This window comes from Arthrobacter oryzae (assembly GCF_031454875.1).
Lineage (GTDB): Bacteria > Actinomycetota > Actinomycetes > Actinomycetales > Micrococcaceae > Arthrobacter > Arthrobacter oryzae_D.
Window position 1 is genome coordinate 248,193 of the sequence record NZ_JAVDRQ010000001.1, and the last position, 18,689, is coordinate 266,881.

18 protein-coding genes and 2 tRNA genes are annotated in these 18,689 nt (G+C 62.3%); 12 read left to right on the forward strand and 8 right to left on the reverse strand.

Annotated elements, in window-relative coordinates:
• Nucleotides 1–50: 50 nt before the first annotated feature.
• The 7 genes from J2805_RS01125 to rpmH form a co-directional block, all read right to left on the reverse strand.
• A complete protein-coding gene (locus tag J2805_RS01125) occupies nucleotides 51–1,118 on the reverse strand; it encodes a ParA family protein (RefSeq protein WP_309967874.1) in 1,068 nt (355 codons plus the stop codon).
• An 87-nt stretch (nucleotides 1,119–1,205) separates the two neighbouring features.
• The gene (gene rsmG, locus J2805_RS01130; RefSeq protein ID WP_309967877.1) at nucleotides 1,206–1,856 is read right to left on the reverse strand and encodes a 16S rRNA (guanine(527)-N(7))-methyltransferase RsmG; all 651 of its coding nucleotides are present in this window, start codon (nucleotides 1,854–1,856) and stop codon (nucleotides 1,206–1,208) included.
• A gap of 19 nt (nucleotides 1,857–1,875) precedes the next feature.
• Nucleotides 1,876–2,442 carry a Jag family protein gene (locus J2805_RS01135; protein ID WP_309967880.1) on the reverse strand — a complete coding sequence of 189 codons (567 nt, stop codon included), beginning with the start codon at nucleotides 2,440–2,442 and terminating at the stop codon, nucleotides 1,876–1,878.
• The gene (yidC, locus tag J2805_RS01140) at nucleotides 2,442–3,422 is read right to left on the reverse strand and encodes a membrane protein insertase YidC (protein WP_309967883.1); all 981 of its coding nucleotides are present in this window, start codon (nucleotides 3,420–3,422) and stop codon (nucleotides 2,442–2,444) included. Before yidC ends, J2805_RS01135 begins: the two co-directional genes overlap by 1 nt.
• A 16-nt stretch (nucleotides 3,423–3,438) precedes the next feature.
• Nucleotides 3,439–3,834 carry a membrane protein insertion efficiency factor YidD gene (yidD, locus tag J2805_RS01145; RefSeq protein WP_309967887.1) on the reverse strand — a complete coding sequence of 132 codons (396 nt, stop codon included), beginning with the start codon at nucleotides 3,832–3,834 and terminating at the stop codon, nucleotides 3,439–3,441.
• A complete protein-coding gene (gene rnpA / locus J2805_RS01150) occupies nucleotides 3,827–4,237 on the reverse strand; it encodes a ribonuclease P protein component (RefSeq protein ID WP_309967890.1) in 411 nt (136 codons plus the stop codon). Before rnpA ends, yidD begins: the two co-directional genes overlap by 8 nt.
• 42 nt (nucleotides 4,238–4,279) lie before the next feature.
• Nucleotides 4,280–4,417: a 50S ribosomal protein L34 gene (gene rpmH, locus J2805_RS01155; protein ID WP_003800212.1), complete on the reverse strand. Its 138-nt coding sequence runs from the start codon at nucleotides 4,415–4,417 to the stop codon at nucleotides 4,280–4,282.
• Between the two features lie 469 nt (nucleotides 4,418–4,886).
• Between rpmH and dnaA the strand changes: the two genes are divergently transcribed.
• From dnaA to J2805_RS01210, 11 genes are all read left to right on the forward strand, one after another.
• Nucleotides 4,887–6,308, forward strand: coding sequence for a chromosomal replication initiator protein DnaA (gene dnaA / locus J2805_RS01160; RefSeq protein WP_309967893.1), 1,422 nt, complete (start codon nucleotides 4,887–4,889; stop codon nucleotides 6,306–6,308).
• Nucleotides 6,309–6,844: 536 nt separating this feature from the next.
• Nucleotides 6,845–7,969, forward strand: a complete 1,125-nt coding sequence (gene dnaN, locus J2805_RS01165) for a DNA polymerase III subunit beta (RefSeq protein WP_309967896.1) — start codon at nucleotides 6,845–6,847, stop codon at nucleotides 7,967–7,969.
• Between the two features lie 126 nt (nucleotides 7,970–8,095).
• The gene (gnd, locus tag J2805_RS01170; protein WP_309967899.1) at nucleotides 8,096–8,980 is read left to right on the forward strand and encodes a phosphogluconate dehydrogenase (NAD(+)-dependent, decarboxylating); all 885 of its coding nucleotides are present in this window, start codon (nucleotides 8,096–8,098) and stop codon (nucleotides 8,978–8,980) included.
• A gap of 36 nt (nucleotides 8,981–9,016) precedes the next feature.
• A complete protein-coding gene (gene recF / locus J2805_RS01175; RefSeq protein ID WP_309967902.1) occupies nucleotides 9,017–10,222 on the forward strand; it encodes a DNA replication/repair protein RecF in 1,206 nt (401 codons plus the stop codon).
• On the forward strand, nucleotides 10,219–10,773 hold the full coding sequence (locus J2805_RS01180; protein WP_309967906.1) for a DciA family protein: 555 nt from the start codon (nucleotides 10,219–10,221) through the stop codon (nucleotides 10,771–10,773). Before recF ends, J2805_RS01180 begins: the two co-directional genes overlap by 4 nt.
• A gap of 412 nt (nucleotides 10,774–11,185) precedes the next feature.
• The gene (gene gyrB / locus J2805_RS01185) at nucleotides 11,186–13,276 is read left to right on the forward strand and encodes a DNA topoisomerase (ATP-hydrolyzing) subunit B (RefSeq protein WP_309967908.1); all 2,091 of its coding nucleotides are present in this window, start codon (nucleotides 11,186–11,188) and stop codon (nucleotides 13,274–13,276) included.
• 62 nt (nucleotides 13,277–13,338) lie between these two features.
• A complete protein-coding gene (gene gyrA / locus J2805_RS01190; protein WP_309967910.1) occupies nucleotides 13,339–16,047 on the forward strand; it encodes a DNA gyrase subunit A in 2,709 nt (902 codons plus the stop codon).
• Entirely contained in the window at nucleotides 16,044–16,691 is a 648-nt protein-coding gene (locus J2805_RS01195) for a DUF3566 domain-containing protein (RefSeq protein WP_309967913.1), read from the forward strand. Before gyrA ends, J2805_RS01195 begins: the two co-directional genes overlap by 4 nt.
• A gap of 99 nt (nucleotides 16,692–16,790) precedes the next feature.
• Nucleotides 16,791–16,864 (forward strand) — tRNA-Ile (locus J2805_RS01200).
• 23 nt (nucleotides 16,865–16,887) lie between these two features.
• A complete protein-coding gene (locus J2805_RS01205) occupies nucleotides 16,888–17,040 on the forward strand; it encodes a DLW-39 family protein (protein ID WP_309967916.1) in 153 nt (50 codons plus the stop codon).
• 72 nt (nucleotides 17,041–17,112) lie between these two features.
• Nucleotides 17,113–17,188, forward strand: a tRNA-Ala gene (locus J2805_RS01210).
• A gap of 52 nt (nucleotides 17,189–17,240) precedes the next feature.
• On the opposite strand, the gene J2805_RS01215 is transcribed toward J2805_RS01210, so the two are convergent.
• On the reverse strand, nucleotides 17,241–17,609 hold the full coding sequence (locus J2805_RS01215; protein ID WP_309967919.1) for a cupin domain-containing protein: 369 nt from the start codon (nucleotides 17,607–17,609) through the stop codon (nucleotides 17,241–17,243).
• Nucleotides 17,610–17,723: 114 nt separating this feature from the next.
• Between J2805_RS01215 and J2805_RS01220 the strand changes: the two genes are divergently transcribed.
• Entirely contained in the window at nucleotides 17,724–18,638 is a 915-nt protein-coding gene (locus tag J2805_RS01220; protein ID WP_309967920.1) for a DMT family transporter, read from the forward strand.
• Nucleotides 18,639–18,689 lie beyond the last annotated feature (51 nt).

Consider the following 18,689-nt stretch of genomic DNA (forward strand, 5'->3'; position numbering starts at 1 on the left):
ATGGAAGAGCTCGGCAGGCCCGGCTCTGGCTAGTGCAATTGTTGAAAATTCTAACGTTCAGCGATTTCCGCTGCGGCTTCCAAGTAGGAGAGTGCACCGCTGGAGGACGGATCGTAGGTCATCACAGTCTGCTGGTAACTGGGTGCCTCCGAGATCCTGACGGATCGCGGGACTACAGCACCGAGGACCTGGTCAGGGAAGTGCTGACGTACCTCGGCAGCCACCTGTGCCGCAAGATTGGTACGGCCGTCGTACATGGTGAGGAGGATCGTCGAAACAACCAGATCGGCATTGAGGTGCTTCTGGATCATCTCGATATTCTTCAGGAGCTGGCTGAGTCCTTCCAGGGCGTAATACTCGCACTGGATGGGGATCAGAACCTCACTGGCGGCGCAGAAGGCATTGACGGTCAGAAGGCCCAGACTCGGCGGGCAGTCGATGAAGATGTAGTCAAGACGTGCCTCGCCGGCCTTTTGGCGTTCCTTGGCGTAGACATCGATCGCGCGGCGGAGCCGCTGTTCCCGCGCAACGAGGGAGACGAGTTCAATTTCAGCACCGGCCAAGTGAATAGTGGCGGGAGCACAAATCAGGTTGGAAATGTCCGGGCATGGCGCCACAACGTCCTTGAGGGGCACGTCGTTGATCAGGACGTCATAGATGCTGTCCACGTCAGCATGGTGTTCTATCCCAAGGGCTGTGGACGCGTTGCCCTGGGGATCAATGTCAATGACGAGGACATTCAGTCCTGCAGCCGCAAGGGCAGCTGCGATATTCACCGTCGTGGTGGTCTTGCCAACTCCGCCCTTCTGGTTTGAAACCGTGAAGATGCGGGTTTTCTCCGGCTTGGGAAGCTGACGTCCGATCAACCGCTCCCGGCGCTTGTTTTCATGGGCCAGGTCCCGGGCAATGGGGCTCGAGTCATCGATGGAGTCCATGATGTTCCCGCCGATCGACTCGACGGTTTCACGTGAAACTGCTGCCGATTTGGAGCGGTTTGAAACCGAATTCAGATGGTTCCACGAGTCACTCTGCGCTATGGAGGGCGCAACAATGGCCCGTGCGGACCCCAGGGACACGAACGGTGGTATCCGCTGTGTGGAGGCTTCGCTACTGGTCACTGTGACACACTCACTCTCATTCGGCTTTTTCTGCCGTTCACTAGCCTAACCGCTTCCCCCTAAAGTCCTGCGGCACCGGGCCAGCGGCTAGGCAATCTTTTGCGTCTTATTAACGATGATTCGGACCACAGTGGTGGGTTCCTCGAGGAGGTCCTCACCGACTACAACGACGGATGTCTGCACGCCGCCGAGTTTCCGGATGGCCTTGGCTGCCTTCTCGATTTCTTCACCTGCGCTGCGTCCCTTGATGGCTACGACCTCCCCCTTGCCCGCGAGCAGGGGGATGGTGAGCCCGGCGAGGTTGGACAGCGCGGAAACGGCCCGCGCCGTGACGACGTCGGCATTCACCATGCCGACAGCCAGTTCGGCGCGGGTGCGCATGACGGTCACGTTGGTCAGCCCGAGATCGTCGACGACTTCCTGGAGCCAAATCACTCGGCGTTCCAGCGGTTCGATCAGGGTCAGTTCCAGATCGGGGCGGGCAATGGCCAGGCATAGCCCCGGCAGTCCCGCACCGCTCCCCACATCCGCAACGTGGCTGCCTTCGGCGATTTCCCGCTCAATAACGGCGCAATTCAGTACGTGCCGGCTCCAGAGCCGGGGAACTTCACGGGGGCCGATCAGCCCCCGTTCAGTGCCGGATGTGGCGAGGTGTTCCACATAACGTTTGGCCAGGTCCAGGCGGTCGCCAAAAATCGCCTCGGCCGCCTTGAGCTCCTCGTCCGTGATGTCAACCATTGTCAGGGTCCCGGCGTCTTCAGTCTGCGGAAACAACGATGTGCCTCCCGGCACCTTCGCCTTCGGATTCGCTCACGAATCCAAGATCAGCCACAGCGTCGTGGACGATCTTCCGCTCGTAAGCGCTCATCGGCTCCAGCGCTACAGCATTCCCGGATTCCTTCACGGAGGCCACGGCGTCCTCTGCAATCTTCTGCAGGTGGCCGGCCCGCTCCTGCCGGTACCCGTTGATGTCGAGCACCAGCCGGGACCGGTTTTCGGTGGCGGAAAGCACGGAGAGGCGGGTCAGCTCCTGCAGGGCTTCCAGCACTTCGCCGTCACGGCCTACGAGGCTGTCCAGCCCTGCTGACTCTTCCTCGGCCACGATGGAAATGTAGGTCCGTCCGTTCCGGACCTCGATGTCGATGTCGCCGTCAATGTCGGCGATGTCCAGCAGCTCTTCGAGATAGTCAGCTGCTACGTCGCCCTCTTCTTCCAGCCGGCTTGCGGAAGAACCCTTGCCCGAATCCTGGCTCTCGTCGCGGGCGTCGTCCTGGTCTTCAGTGGCCTCGGCGGTAACGGCGTTTTCGGTGCTATCGACAGACATTACTTCTTCTTCCTGTTCTTACGTTGTGGCTGGATGCGCTGGCCTTTGGCCTCGGCGACGGCGGCTGCAGCGGCGGCTTCAGCCTCGACGTCGGCCTTTTTGCCTCCCAGGATGGGCAGGGCAGGAAGGCCCTTGGCGGCGCGGCGCTCGGCGAGGGCCTTGGCGGCGGGGGATCCCGGCGTCGGCATACGGCGGATCACGAAGAACTGCTGCCCCATGGTCCAGAGGTTGGTGGTGGTCCAGTAGATCAGCACACCGATGGGGAAGTTGATGCCGCCCACTCCGAACACAATCGGCAGGATGTAGAGCATCATTTTCTGCTGGCGCATGAACGGGCTGGCCATGGCCTCTTCGGACATGTTCTTGGCCATGATCTGCTTCTGGGTGATGAACTGGGACGCCGTCATCGCGAGGATCATCAGGATCGAGAGGATCCACACTGCCACCTCGTTGCCGCCCGGCGGCGTGCCATGAAGCAGGGTTGCGGACAGCGGAGCGCCGAAGATGCTGGACTGATCGAACTGCACCACCTGCTCGTGGCTCATCGCACCCACACCCTCACCCTCGCGGGCGTTCGTGCTGATGCCTGAAAGCACCTGGAACAGGGCGAAGAAGAACGGCATCTGGATCAGCATCGGAAGGCAGGCCGAGAACGGGTTAGTGCCGTGCTTCTTGTACATGGCCATCTGCTCTTGCGCCATGGCCTGGCGGGAGAGCTGATCGGTCTTGCCCTTGTACTTGTCCTGGAGCTTCTTCAGGTCCGGCTGCAGCAGCTGCATGCCGCGCTGCGCCTTGATCTGCTTGACGAACACGGGGATCAGGGCGGCACGGATAACCAGCACCAGCCCGATGATGGACAGAGTCCACGTCCAGCCGGACGCCTCAGGCAGCCCGATGGCAGTCAGGCCCTCGTGGAAGCCCACCATGATGATGGAAACCAGCCACTTGAACGGAAACATGATTGTTTCAAAGAAGTCCATACGATATCCCTATTCGTCAGGCCGCAGTGCGGCCTTCTCCATCAGACTGCGCAGCCAGGTACTTGTCCGGGTTGTTCAGTACAACAATTGTGGGGGTCCGGTGATCGGGCCAGTGGCGATGGCCGGCGGGGACATGGTCCACGCCGCCGGCGTTCCAGGGGTGGCAGCGCGCCAGGCGCCGGGCCGCCAGCCAGCTTCCCTTCACGGCACCGTGCACCGTGATTGCTTCGAGGGCGTAGGCCGAGCACGAAGGGAAGAAGCGGCAAACCTGGCCGTACAAGGGTGAAATCACCTTGCGGTAGGTCATCAGCAGCAGGATAAGAAAGTTGCGGGGCAGGTTCCAGAGCGTCGTGCCCACAAGCAGCGCTGCTGGTTTGAAGAAACGGACGACGGCGGCAATGGCGTTACGCACGCGGTGTCCCTTCCTGTGTTGTTTCCCGTGAAACCGCTGACGCGGCCCGAGGAAGGCGGCCGCCCAGCCGTTTCATGGTCGTTTCCAGAGCGGCGTTGTAGTCTGCCAGCAGTTGGTCCCAGCTGGCAGCCGCGGCCGCAGGCAGTGCCCGGACCACAATGGCGAACCCGGTACCGTACTCCTGCAACGACAAAGCACCGGCTTCCCTCAGTCTCCTCTTAACGAGGTTCCTGACAACAGCGTTCCCAACACTCTTGGAAACGATGAATCCGATCCGGCTTGGTTCGTCAGCAGCAATAGCTACCGTATATAACACTACGTTCCGGCGTCCATTGCGGACGCCGGAACGTACAGTTTTTGAAAAATCGGTTGATGTCCTCAGACGGTTCCTGGTGGCTAGCACCGTTAAACTCGCAAAGGGATGGTGACCGACGAGTCAGTGTATTTAGGCCGACAGTTCGGTGCGGCCCTTGCCACGACGGGCTGCCAGGATGGCACGGCCGGCACGGGTACGCATACGAAGGCGGAAGCCGTGCTTCTTGGCTCGACGGCGGTTATTCGGCTGAAAAGTCCGCTTGCTCACGTTAGTTACTCCAGTGGATCAAAGGTGCGCCCACCCGATCAAAAAGGGGAAGAACTGGCCGACGCTAAGTTTTGTATGTGCACACGCTGACCTCGGCTCGTAGGACGCAGAACGTCAGAGAGATTCAAATGAGGTAGAAAAGCGGACACAAAGGACTTCACAACGTTAGGCCAAAAAGCGTGCCCTAGTCAAACCGGGCCACGGGTCACTGACCTGCAGCCGCTGTGGTTAACCTCTGCCCACAGCCTGTGGATGAAGTGGCTCACAGGCCGTGTTTTCGAACCACAGCCGTGTAATTATCCACAACCCTCAACCCAGCTATCTTCTAGGCTTTTCATCCCCTAGAGTGGCTCAGTAGCCGATTATCCACGCTCTGTGCATAACCCTGTGGATTAAGCCGGAATCAGCCCGCTGGTTCAGGACTTGTGGCTGCAGGTAATGCAGGCAAGCAAGTTTGAGGAACTGATTGATGACAGTAGACGAAGCCAACCACGCGAATACTGTCGGAAGTTCCTGGCGGCGGGTTGTGAGCCTCCTGGAGCAGGACCACCGGGTTTCACCCCGGCAGCGCGGCTTCGTAATCCTCGCTCAGGCACAGGGACTGATCGGGTCCACCCTTCTGGTAGCGGTGCCCAACGAACTCACCCGCGAAGTCCTCCAGACCCAGGTCAAGGAAGCCCTCGACGACGCCCTGCACAACGTCTTCTCCGATGACATCCGCTGCGCCATCGATGTCGACACCGATCTGGTGCCCCTCCACACGGAGCCGGAACCCGCCGTCGAGCTCGCCCTCGCAACCGATCCCACCGTGGAACAGAAGCCGCAGCCCATGCTGCCGAGCACGTCCCACGAATTCGGCCGGCTCAACCCGAAGTACGTCTTCGACACGTTCGTGATCGGTTCCTCGAACCGGTTCGCGCATGCAGCCGCCGTCGCGGTCGCCGAGGCGCCGGCCAAGGCCTACAACCCGCTGTTCATCTACGGTGATTCCGGCCTGGGCAAGACCCACCTGCTGCACGCGATCGGTCACTACGCCCGCCGCCTCTACAGCGGCATCCGGGTCCGCTACGTGAACTCGGAAGAATTCACCAACGACTTCATCAACTCCATCCGGGACGATGAGGGCACCAGCTTCAAGACCACCTACCGCAACGTGGATGTACTGCTGATCGATGACATCCAGTTCCTGGCCGGCAAGGACCGCACGCTGGAGGAGTTCTTCCACACCTTCAACGCGCTGCACAACAACAACAAGCAGGTTGTCATCACCTCGGACCAGCCGCCCAAGCTGCTCGCTGGGTTCGAGGACAGGATGAAGTCCCGCTTCGAGTGGGGCCTGCTGACCGACATCCAGCCGCCCGAACTGGAGACCCGAATCGCGATCCTCCGCAAGAAGGCCCTCAGCGAAGGCCTTTCCGCGCCGGACGACGCCCTGGAATACATCGCGTCCAAGATCTCCAGCAACATCCGCGAACTCGAGGGCGCCCTGATCCGGGTAACCGCCTTCGCCAGCCTGAACCGGCAGCCGGTGGATGTTGCCCTGGCCGAAATGGTGCTCAAGGACCTCATCACGGACGACGGTGCCCAGGAGATCACCTCGGCTCAGATCCTGACCCAGACGGCCGACTACTTCAAGCTCAGCATGGAGGAGCTCTGCAGCAAGTCCCGCACCCGCACCCTGGTGACTGCACGCCAGATCGCCATGTACCTCTGCCGCGAGCTGACCGACATGTCGCTTCCCAAGATCGGGCAGGAACTCGGCGGCCGCGACCACACCACCGTGATCCACGCGGACCGGAAGATCCGCGAACTGATGGCCGAGCGGCGTGTGATCTACAACCAGGTTACGGAGCTGACCAACCGCATCAAGCAGCAGCAGCGGGATTCCTGAGCTAGGGTTCCGGCCCGCATCCTTACCTTATTAACAGGGACATGTGGATAAGCCTGTGGATAGTTAAGGGGACAACCGCGGTTAATGGGCTTAAAACCCTTAAGGCATCTGTGGATCAGCGAAACGGCCAAAAAAGTTGTCCCCATCCACACCCTGTTTAAAACCTGCTTCGCCCACAACGGATGAACAGGGCTTAACCGCGGAATCGCGCCGTGAAACCGAGTTATCCACAGTTTCCACAGCAGTTATTAACACTACTAATCCCAAAAAATTGAAATTCCCTCAAACAACAATCTCGTTCCCTGCCCCGCACAGCCTCGTGGCCTCGGCCCGGAAGGGCCGGCGTCCCAGACGGGGATGGGGAAATCCCGAGTGTTCCGGCTAAGCTGTCAGCAGCGCTCCCATCCTTGGGTCTGTTTGTGGTTCAGCAAGCGCGGACCATGCAGGTTCCGGTGTTTGGGAGCAAGGTTCTTTTGAACTCCCTGAGGAGTTCCCGTTGAGAAAATGGCAGCAGCAATGAAAGGCGGCACCCTTCCGTGAAGTTCAGAGTCGAACGGGACGTCCTGGCAGAAGCCGTCACATGGACCGCCCGGTCGTTGTCTCCGCGGCCGCCGGTTCCGGTGCTTTCAGGGCTCCTCCTCAAGGCCGAATCCGGCACCGTGAGCCTCTCGAGTTTTGACTACGAAACGTCGGCCCGCCTCGAAATCCCGGCTGACATCAGCGTTGAAGGCACCATCCTGGTCTCCGGCCGCCTCCTTGCGGACATCTGCCGCAGCCTGCCGTCTGCCCCCGTTGACGTCGAAACCGATGGCAACAAGGTCACGCTCACCTGCCGCCGCAGCAGCTTCCACCTCGCCACCATGCCCGAGGCCGAATACCCACCGCTGCCTGCGCTGCCCACCATCAGCGGAACCGTGCCCGGGGATTCCTTCGCCCAGGCCGTTTCCCAGGTGATCATCGCCGCCAGCAAGGACGACACCCTGCCGATCCTCACCGGCGTCCGCATGGAGATCGAGGACGACCTGATCACCCTGCTGGCAACCGACCGCTACCGTCTGGCCATGCGCGAAGTACCCTGGAAGCCTGTCACTCCGGGAATTTCCACCAGCGCCCTGGTCAAGGCGAAAACCCTCAACGAGGTCGCCAAAACACTCGGCAACAGCGGGGACATCAACCTCGCCCTGGCCGACGACGACAGCCGGCTGATCGGCTTCGAAAGCGGCGGTCGAACCACCACCTCGCTCCTGGTGGACGGCGACTACCCCAAAATCCGCTCGCTCTTCCCGGACACCACGCCCATTCACGCAACGGTGCAGACCCAGGAACTGGTCGAAGCCGTAAGGCGCGTCTCCCTGGTTGCCGAACGCAACACCCCGGTCCGGCTTGCCTTCACCGAAGGCCAGCTCCACCTCGACGCCGGCACAGGCGAGGACGCCCAGGCTTCCGAGGAACTCGAAGCACAGCTGACCGGTGACGAAATTACTGTTGCCTTCAACCCGCACTACCTCATTGAGGGCCTCAGCGTGATCGAAACCAAGTACGTTCGGTTCTCCTTCACCACGGCCCCCAAGCCGGCCATGATCACGGCACAGGTCGACGCCGACGGCGAAGACCAGGACGATTACCGCTACCTGGTCATGCCGGTGCGCCTGCCCAACTAGTCCCCACCGCCACCCTCGCCTCGCAAGCTCGGCCAGGGAACCCTGGCGGCGTGGGCCCAGACGGTTGGTGTCGTTCTGGGCCCCAAAACGACAACCGACAACCAATGCAGAAAGAGAACCCGCATCGTGCACATCGGACTGATCGGCCTTGGCAAAATGGGTTTCAACATGCGCGAACGGCTGCGCAAGGGCGGCGTCGAGGTCACCGGCTTCGACCGCAACCCGGATGTCACCGATGTGGCCACCGTTGACGAGCTCATTGCGGCCGTTCCGGCGCCGCGCGTCATCTGGGTTATGGTCCCTGCAGGTGAAATCACCGATGCCGTGATCACGGAGCTCGGTTCCAAGCTCGACGCCGGTGACCTGGTGATTGACGGCGGCAACTCCCGCTTTACCGAGGACCAGAAACATGGTGCCGCGCTGGCTGAGAAGGGCATCCGCTTCGCTGACTGCGGCGTGTCCGGCGGCGTGTGGGGACTGGAGAACGGCTACGGTCTCATGGCCGGCGGCGATGCTGCCGACATCGAACGGGCCATGCCGGCTTTTGATGCGCTCCGTCCCGAGGGTGACCGGGCAGACAGCTTTGTCCACGTCGGCGGAATTGGTGCGGGACACTACGCCAAGATGGTGCACAACGGCATCGAGTACGGACTCATGCAGGCTTATGCCGAAGGTTATGAACTGCTGGCCGCCAAGGACATCGTCACCGATCTGCCGGGAACGTTCCGCGCCTGGCAGAAGGGCACGGTTGTCCGTTCGTGGCTGCTGGACCTCATGGTCAAGGCACTGGACGAAGATCCGGGCCTGGCCTCCATTGATGACTACGTCGAAGATTCCGGCGAAGGCCGCTGGACCGTTGAAGAAGCAATCGCCAACGCGGTTCCTGCGCCGGCCATCACTGCTGCCTTGTTTGCGCGTTTTTCCTCCCGTGAGGACAACTCGCCGGCCATGAAGATGGTCTCTGCACTGCGGCATCAGTTCGGCGGGCACGCCACCCGTCCGGCCAAGTAGCGGCAGTCCGAGCAGTCCGGGAATCCTGAAGACGGCGTGTACCTAGAAAAGCTTTCGCTGACCGATTTTCGCAGTTATGCCCAGGTGGATCTCACCTTCGAACCCGGGGTGACTGTGCTCGTGGGGTACAACGGCATCGGGAAAACCAACCTCATGGAAGCCATCGGCTACCTGGCCAACCTGAGTTCGCACCGGGTCAGTACAGACGCTCCGCTGCTGCGGTTCGGTACCGAACGTGCCCTCATCAGGGCCAAACTGGTCCGGGGTGAGCAATCCACCGTACTGGAACTCGAAATCAATGGAAGCCGTGCCAACCGGGGGCGCATCAACCGCAGCAACCCGGTGCGTGCCCGCGACATCCTTGGTATCTGCCAGACGGTGCTTTTTGCCCCGGAAGACCTTGCCTTGGTGAAGGGGGATCCTTCCAACCGGCGGCGCTTCCTCGACGAGTTGCTGGTCAGCCTCATGCCGCGCCATTCCGCCACGCGCAGCGACTACGACCGCGTCCTCAAACAGCGCAACGCCCTCCTGAAATCCGGCCGTGCCGGAAAATTCACGGCAGGTCATGAGGCAACCCTTGATGTGTGGGACCAGCACATGGCCCGGGCCGGCGCCGAACTGCTGCACGCCCGGCTTGAACTGGTGGAACGGCTCAGGCCCCATCTCAACAAGGCCTATGCGCAGTTGACCGACGGGTCCAAGGAGGCGGACGCGATTTACCGGTCCACGCTCCAGGACCTGCTGGACGACGACGGCGCGGGCGCGGGCTACGCTGCCGAACCGTCCGCCGTCGGCCGCGTTGAGGACCTGCGGGTGCTGTCCGTCGATGAGCTGACCGAACGTTACGTTCAGGCGTTCGCGGCGTCCCGCCGCAAGGAACTGGAACGCGGCGTTTCCCTCGTGGGGCCACACCGCGACGACGTCGAACTCATCCTCGGCGAGGCACCGGCAAAAGGGTACGCATCCCACGGCGAAACGTGGTCCATGTGCCTTTCCCTGCGGCTGGCGTCCTACTACGTGATGCTGGACGATGCGCGCACCGGCGGGTCTGCGCCGATCCTCATACTCGACGATGTGTTTGCCGAACTCGACGTCCAGCGGCGGCGTAAACTGGCGGCAATAGTATCCGGCGCCGAACAGGTGCTGGTGACTGCCGCCGTCGATGCCGACATTCCGGAGGAACTGACCGGGCGGCGGGTGAAGGTCATCCCGGGAGGAATCGATGAGTCGGAATCCCCATGAATAAGGACACCGGAGGTCTGCAGCCTGGCCGCGACCCCGACGACATCGATGCTCCCCAGGCAGCCCTCAACCGCATGCGCGAAGCGGCGGCCGCCCGCGGTGAAATCCGCCGCAAGCACCCGCTGCCCGCAAACGGAGCCAAAAAGCCGGGGCGCAGCGCGGGAACCCGCGGCTTCACCCAGTTCCACGGCACCGGCCGCGATCCGCTCGGTCTGGGCAAGGTGGTGGGACGGTTGGTGGCAGAACGCGGCTGGACCTCCCCGGTGGCGGTCGGCTCGGTCATGGCGGAGTGGAACACCCTGGTGGGTCCGGAGATCTCGGCGCACTGCACCCCGGAAAGCTTCACCGACACCACGCTCCACGTCCGGTGCGATTCCACGGCGTGGGCCACCCAGCTCCGCCTCCTCAGCTTCAGCCTCCTGGAGAAGTTCCGCACGGAACTGGGTGAAGGCGTTGTCACCAAAATCCAGGTCCTGGGACCGGCGGCACCCAGTTGGCGGAAGGGCGGCCGGACAGTCAACGGCCGCGGTCCGCGGGACACCTACGGATAGTCGGACACCACGACGGCGGGTGCGATGCCTGCTGCCGGCACTCCTCACCCTTGAAAAATGGCCAAATGGCGTGTAGGGCGCTCAAACGACCCTGAGCTGTATAGGAACCCAGAGACCGGACCCCTGGAGCCTTGCAGGCAGAGCCAATGGCCTGCCAGCGCCACTTTCCGCCGCGTTTGCGGCCCTGGAATGCGGGATTACGCCTTCCCGCACGGTAGAATCGGGGTAGATAACTGGGCGCCGGTGAAACGTTGACTGAGTCCGTTTTTCGGCGCATTTCCTGCGGCCGGGGTACGGTTCCGCCAGTCACCGAAGTAATCGGCGTGTACAGTCACGTGCCTGTTGGCGGGAACCTCTTCTATTGGAGACGGTGACGGCCGGCCATACGAATACAGAGGAGTCGAAAGCGCCTGTGGCTAACGACAATGCAGATATCCCGGCAGTGGAACCCGCAGCTGAGGATGCCCGTGCAACTGACGCGCCGGCGAAGGCAGCCGAGCGCAAGGGATACGGTGCCAGCGACATCACCGTCCTTGAAGGACTTGAAGCCGTCCGCAAACGCCCCGGCATGTACATCGGTTCCACCGGACCCCGTGGCCTCCACCACCTGGTGTACGAAGTGGTGGACAACTCCGTAGATGAAGCCCTGGCGGGGTACTGTACCCACATCGAGATTGTTCTCCAGGCCGACGGCGGCGTCAAGGTGATTGACGACGGCCGAGGCATCCCCGTGGACATGCACCCGACCGAGCACAAGCCCACGGTTGAGGTTGTCATGACCATCCTGCACGCCGGCGGAAAGTTCGGCGGCGGCGGTTACGCCGTATCCGGCGGCCTCCACGGTGTTGGCATTTCGGTGGTCAACGCCCTTTCCAGCCGGGTGGACACCGAGGTGCGGCGCCAAGGCCACGTCTGGCGGATGTCATTCGCCGACGGCGGCAAGCCCCAGGGCAGCCTCGTCCAGGGTGAAGAGACGGACCAGACCGGTACCACGCAGACCTTCTACCCCGATGACAGCATCTTTGAGAGCACAGAATTCGATTTCGAGACGCTCCGCGCCCGCTTCCAGCAGATGGCGTTCCTGAACAAGGGCCTGCGCATCACGCTGACGGACGAACGTCGCGGCACGCTCGAAAATTCTGAGGACGGGGACCTGGATCTCGACACCGTTCCCACCGAAGGCGAAGTCGCCGCCGAATACCGGACGGTTGTCTATCAGTACGACGACGGCCTGCTGGACTACGTGAAGCACCTGAACTCCGGCAAGAAGGTTGACGTGGTCCACGAGGACGTCATCGCCTTCGAAACCGAGGACAAGGATCGGAAAATCGCCCTGGAAATGGCGATGCAGTGGACCAACGCCTACTCGGAAAGCGTCCACACTTACGCAAACACCATCAACACGCATGAGGGCGGTACCCACGAAGAGGGTTTCCGTGCCGCCATGACCTCGCTCATCAACCGCTATGCGCGCGAGAAAAACATCATCAAGGAAAAAGACGACAACCTTACGGGTGATGACATCCGTGAAGGCCTCACCGCCGTCATTTCCGTGAAGCTGGCCGAACCGCAGTTTGAAGGCCAGACCAAGACCAAACTTGGTAACTCCGAGGTCAAGGGCTTCGTCCAGCGCGTGGTCACCGACGGCCTCGGTGACTGGCTGGAACGCAACCCCGGGCCTGCCCGCGATGTCATCCGCAAGGCTATTTCGGCTGCCCAGGCTCGCATGGCCGCCCGTAAGGCCCGTGACAACGCCCGGCGCAAGAGCCCGTTGGAATCCTTCGGCATGCCGGGCAAACTGTCCGACTGCTCCTCCAAGGACCCGGCCAAGTGCGAGGTCTACATCGTGGAGGGTGACTCCGCCGGCGGTTCCGCCAAGCGCGGACGCAACCCGGAAACGCAGGCAATCCTGCCCCTTCGCGGCAAAATCCTGAACGTGGAACGGGCACGGCTGGACAAGGCCCTGGGCAACAACGAGGTCCAGTCCATGATCACCGCCTTCGGCACGGGCATCGGTGAGGACTTCGACCTCAGCAAACTCCGGTACCACAAGATCGTGCTCATGGCCGATGCAGACGTTGACGGCCAGCACATCACCACGCTCCTGATGACGCTCCTGTTCCGCTACATGCGCCCGCTGATTGAAAACGGGTACGTGTATCTGGCCCAGCCGCCGCTGTACCGGATCAAGTGGTCAAACGCTCCACACGACTACGTCTACAGTGACCGCGAACGCGACGCCCGGCTTGTGGCCGGCCAGGCTGCAGGGCGCCGAATTCCGAAGGACAACGGAATCCAGCGCTACAAGGGCCTTGGTGAGATGGACTACACGGAATTGTGGGACACCACCATGGACCCGGACAACCGGACCCTGCTTCAGGTCACCATGGATGACGCCCTCGCGGCAGACCAGATCTTCACCGTGCTGATGGGCGAGGATGTTGAGTCCCGCCGAAACTTCATTCAGCAGAACGCCAAGGACGTCAGGTTCCTGGACATCTAGGAAGCCCAAAAGGGCCTAGATATTCCTGATCCGACATATACCTGAAACGGAAAACATAGACTATGAGTGACGAAACACCCGAGGTTCCGGCCGAATCCGCCGGCCCCGTCGAGCCCGTCCTGGAAGGCGACGTGCTGGTCGACCGCGTGGAACAGGTGGACCTGCAGACGGAAATGCAGCGCTCCTACCTCGACTACGCCATGGCCGTTATCGTTGGCCGTGCCCTGCCGGACGTCCGTGACGGCCTCAAGCCCGTCCACCGCCGGGTTCTCTACGCGATGTTCGACGGCGGCTACCGTCCGGACCGCTCCTTCAACAAGTGCGCCCGCGTGGTGGGCGAGGTCATGGGCCAGTACCACCCGCACGGCGATACGGCCATCTACGACGCCCTGGTGCGCCTGATCCAGGACTGGACCATGCGCTACCCGCTGGCGCTCGGCCAAGGCAACTTCGGTTCGCCGGGCAACGACGGCGCTGCGGCTCCGCGGTATACCGAAACGAAGATGGCTCCGCTTGCCATGGAGATGGTCCGCGACATCGACGAGGAAACCGTCGACTTCCAGGACAACTACGACGGCAAGAACCAGGAACCCACCATCCTGCCGGCGCGTTTCCCCAACCTGCTGGTCAACGGCTCCTCGGGCATCGCCGTCGGCATGGCCACCAACATTCCGCCGCACAACCTCCGCGAGGTTGCCGATGGCGTGCAGTGGTACCTGGCCAACCCGACTGCAAGCCGCGAAGAGCTGCTGGAAGAGCTCCTGCTGCGCATCAAGGGACCTGATTTTCCCACGGGTGCCACCATCCTGGGCCACAAAGGCATTGAAGATGCCTACCGCACCGGGCGTGGGTCCATCACCATGCGTGCCGTGGTCAATGTGGAGGAACTCCAGGGCCGCACCTGCCTGGTGGTCACCGAATTGCCGTACCAGGCCAACCCGGACAACCTGGCCATCAAGATCGCCGAACTCGTCAAGGACGGGAAGATCTCGGGCATCGCCGACCTCCGCGACGAGACGTCGGGCCGCACCGGCCAGCGCCTGGTGATCGTGCTCAAGCGCGACGCCGTGGCCAAGGTGGTGCTGAACAACCTCTACAAGCACACTCAGCTGCAGGACAACTTCGCGGCCAACATGCTGGCGATCGTTGACGGTGTCCCGCGGACCCTCAGCCTGGATGCCTTCATCCGGCACTGGGTCACCCACCAGATGGACGTCATCGCACGCCGGACCCGTTACCGCCTGCGCAAGGCCGAAGAGGAAGCACACATCCTGCGTGCACTCCTCAAGGCTTTGGACATGTTGGACGAGGTCATTGCCCTCATCCGCGCGTCCAACACCACGGAAGCGGCCCGTGACGGCCTGATGCAACTGCTGGACATCGATGAACTGCAGGCCCGGGCCATCCTGGACATGCAGCTGCGCCGGCTTGCCGCCCTGGAACGCCAGAAGATCCAGGACCGCCACGCCGAACTGGAAGCCCTGATCGCCGAGTACAACTCGATCCTGGCCTCCGAAGAACGCCAGCGCGAGATCATCAGCACCGAACTTGCCGAAATCGTGGCCAAGCACGGGGATGACCGCCGCACCAAGATCCTGATGGGCTTCGACGGTGACATGTCCATGGAGGACCTGATCCCCGAAGAGGAAATGGTGGTCACCATCACCCGCGGCGGGTACGTCAAGCGCACGCGCAGTGACAACTACCGCTCACAGCAGCGCGGCGGCAAGGGCATCAAGGGTGCCCAGCTGCGCGGGGACGACGTCGTGGAGCATTTCTTCGTCACAACCACGCACCATTGGCTGCTGTTCTTCACCAACCTGGGACGCGTCTACCGGGCCAAGGCCTACGAACTCGTGGAAGCGGGTCGTGACGCCAAGGGCCAGCACGTCGCGAACCTGCTGGCGTTCCAGCCGGACGAGCACATCGCCCAGGTTTTGGATCTCCGCGATTACCAGCACGCCCCCTACCTGGTGCTGGCCACCAAGCGGGGCCTGGTCAAAAAGACCCGCCTGGAGGACTACGACACCAACCGGTCCGCGGGTGTCATCGCGATCAACCTGCGCGACGGCGACGAACTCGTCTCCGCGCAGCTCGTCTCGGAAACGGACGACCTCATGCTGGTTTCCCGCATGGGCCAGTCCATCCGCTTCACGGCAACGGACGATGCACTGCGCCCCATGGGCCGTGCGACCTCCGGCGTGACGGGCATGAAGTTCCGCGAGGACGATGAACTCCTTGCCGCGGACGTCGTCAAGGACGGCTCGTTCGTCTTCATCGTCACCGAAGGCGGGTACGCCAAGCGTACGGCCGTGGAGGAATACCGCCTCCAGGGCCGCGGCGGCTTGGGAATCAAGGTCGGTAAGTACCAGGAAGAGCGGGGCCATCTCGTGGGTGCCCTGATTGTCCAGGAAGAGGACGAAGTCCTGGTGGTTATGGAAGGCGGCAAGGTGGTCCGGTCATCGGTGGCCGGCGTGCCTGCCAAGGGCCGCGACACCATGGGTGTCATCTTCGCCAAGCCGGACAAAAACGACCGCATTATCGAGGTTGCGCGCAACAGTGAACGCGGCCTGGAAGGTGACGAGACCGAAACCGCCGACCCGGAAAACCCGGGCGAAAGCCCGGCTGCGGCCGGGGATGACGTAACGTTGGCTGAAGGTGCCGGATCACATGACGGGTCCGCAGAGGCAGATTCAGCACCGGCCGTGGAGTCCGAAGAGTCATCGGACGACGCTGAGCTGGACGAAGAAATTACCGGAGGTAACGAGTGAGTAATTCCGACTCATATCCCAAGCCGAACAGCAACACTCCCGGCGGGATCAGGCAGCCGGCGTCCGCTCCGCGCGTGAACGCCCCCGTACGCCCCCAGCAGCGGCCTTCGACGCCTGGCGCCCCGGCGCAGCGTCCGGTGGTCCCCGGCCAGCGCCCTGCACAGGGACAACGTCCCGCCCAGGCGCCCCAGGGACAGCGCCCCGGCGTTCCCGGGCAGCGCCCGGCGCAGGCAGCCGCCCAGGGCGCCCCTGGGCTGGTCAAGCCGGCCCCGAAGGCCAAGGTCCGCCGTGCCCGGCTCCTCGTCAGCAAGGTGGACCCCTGGTCCGTGCTGAAGATGGCCTTCCTGCTCTCAGTGGCGCTCGGCATCGTTACGGTTGTCGCCGCGATCGTCCTCTGGACGGTCCTGGACCTGACCGGCATCTTTGACCAGGTGGACAGCCTGCTTGGAACGCTGGCGGGTTCCGAAGGTGGCGGATTCGAACTGAAGAAGGTCGCCTCCCTCGGCCAGGTGGCTTCCTTTGCGGTCATCATCGCCGTCGTGAATGTTGTGCTGCTGACTGCCCTGTCGATGCTCTCAGCCGTGCTTTACAACATCTCCGCCACCCTCGTAGGCGGCATCGGCGTGACCCTGACGGACGACTAAGTCCGCGGATTTTCGCCGGAATTCGACCGGCGAAATGCCTCGATTTGAGATCGGGCCGGGATGTGCTGTAAAGTCATGTCTCGGCCCGATGAGGCATCGGGGCGTATAGCTCAGGCGGTTAGAGCGCTTCGCTGATAACGAAGAGGTCCCAGGTTCAAGTCCTGGTACGCCCACGGAACCTGCACAGGTTTTGGAAATGGTTCGGGTAAAACCGGGCCGGAACGGGGTGCATGTGAAGAAGTTGCTGTTTGTCGCAGTTGCTATCGCAGGCGCCCTGCTCGTCAGGAAAGTGCAGGAATCCGAAGCCCGGAAAACGGTCTGGAGCGATTCGACTGACACAGTCGAATAGTCCGGATTCCCGGTCCCGACGCTGGTAAGAACGGCTCCGGAACTAGGGTATGATTGACGGGTTGCTTCTTATGGGGGCATGGCGCAATTGGTAGCGCACCTGCTTTGCAAGCAGGGGGTTCGGGGTTCGAGTCCCCGTGCCTCCACCATAAGGAAAGGCCCCGGAATGCGGAAACGCACTCCGGGGCCTTTTGCTTTGCCTCAGTCCTTGCGCTTGGCGTAATCGTCCATGCCCTGCCAGTCGATGACCACGTAGGGCTCATCACCGACCACCCAGGCGTCGTGTCCGGGCGGGATGATGCCAAAGTCACCGGGGCCGTACTCCATCTCTTCGCCGTCGTCCATGACAACCTTCAGCCGACCCGAAATTGTGTAGCCCATATGGCTCGCCATGCAGCTGTCCGTTTTAGCGATGGGCTTGACGTGCTTGGACCACTGCCAGCCCGGCAGGAAGGTCGCGCGTCCAACGGCTCCTGCATCGATATTGACGAGGTCCAGCTGACCCATTCCTTCTTCGAAGGGGCGGGTTTCCTCTGGTTTATCCAGGCTCTTGCGGATCATTTGCGCCATGATGGTCTCCTTCGCGGATAACAGTGAGACCGGGACTTAAGACTGGCACCGCGGTATTCCACCGTCAAGGACAGATATCACCGGGACTTTGGAGCCAGCACTACTGTTGGAACAGTGAACCTCTTCCTCGCCGCTTTGGGCGTGCTCGGCGTGGCCTCCTCAGGGCCGCTCATCGCCGCCACGCTGGGAGCCACCACCGTTAGCGCCTTTGCCATTGCGTTCTGGCGCAACGCCATCGGAGCCGCAGTTATGGCCTCCCCGGTCCTGGTGACCGATGCCAGGCAGTTCGGGAAGGTGACAGCTCGCGAGTTCCGTTGGTCGACCCTTGCCGCCGTGGCCTTGGCACTGCACTTCGCCTGCTTCATCACCTCCCTCCAGCTCACATCCGTCGCCGCCGCTACGGCGCTGGTCTGCCTTCAGTCCGGTTGGATCGCAGTTTTCCAGCTGTTTCGGGGCGTCCGCCATCGCTGGCAAGTCTTGGTTGGCCTGGGAATGGCGTTCTGTGGCGTTGTGGCCATCACCGGCTTCGATATGGGCACCTCGCCGGAAGCGCTGCTGGGTGACCTGCTGGCGGTGGCAGGAGGCGCCCTTGCCGGCCTCTACACGCTTGCAGGCGGTAAAGCGCGTGAGACCATGCGCACCGGTACTTATACGACGCTCTGCTACGGGATGTGCGCCGCATTGGTTGCGTTGATGGCCCTATTCGCCAAGCAGCCGCTGGTGGGATTCGACAGCGCAGGCTGGATAGGCATCCTTGCGATCACTGTGTGCGCCCAGCTGGTGGGACACACCGCGTTCAACCATCTGCTGGCCACCATGAGCCCGCTGCTGGTGTCCATGATCATTCTGCTGGAGATTCCCGGTGCCGCGCTGCTGGCAGCCGTGTTCCTGGGTGAGACGCTCCCGGCCGGCACCTACGCAGGACTGGCGCTGATTCTGGTTGGGCTCGCCGTCGTCGTCGCCGGTCAACGGCGCAGGAGGCCCGCACCGCCCGAGCCAACCCGCGTGGCCGAGCTGGGAACGGACTGACACCCGTTGTCGGGTGTACGACAGCAGGTCCCGCGAGGGCGCGGCTAAAGA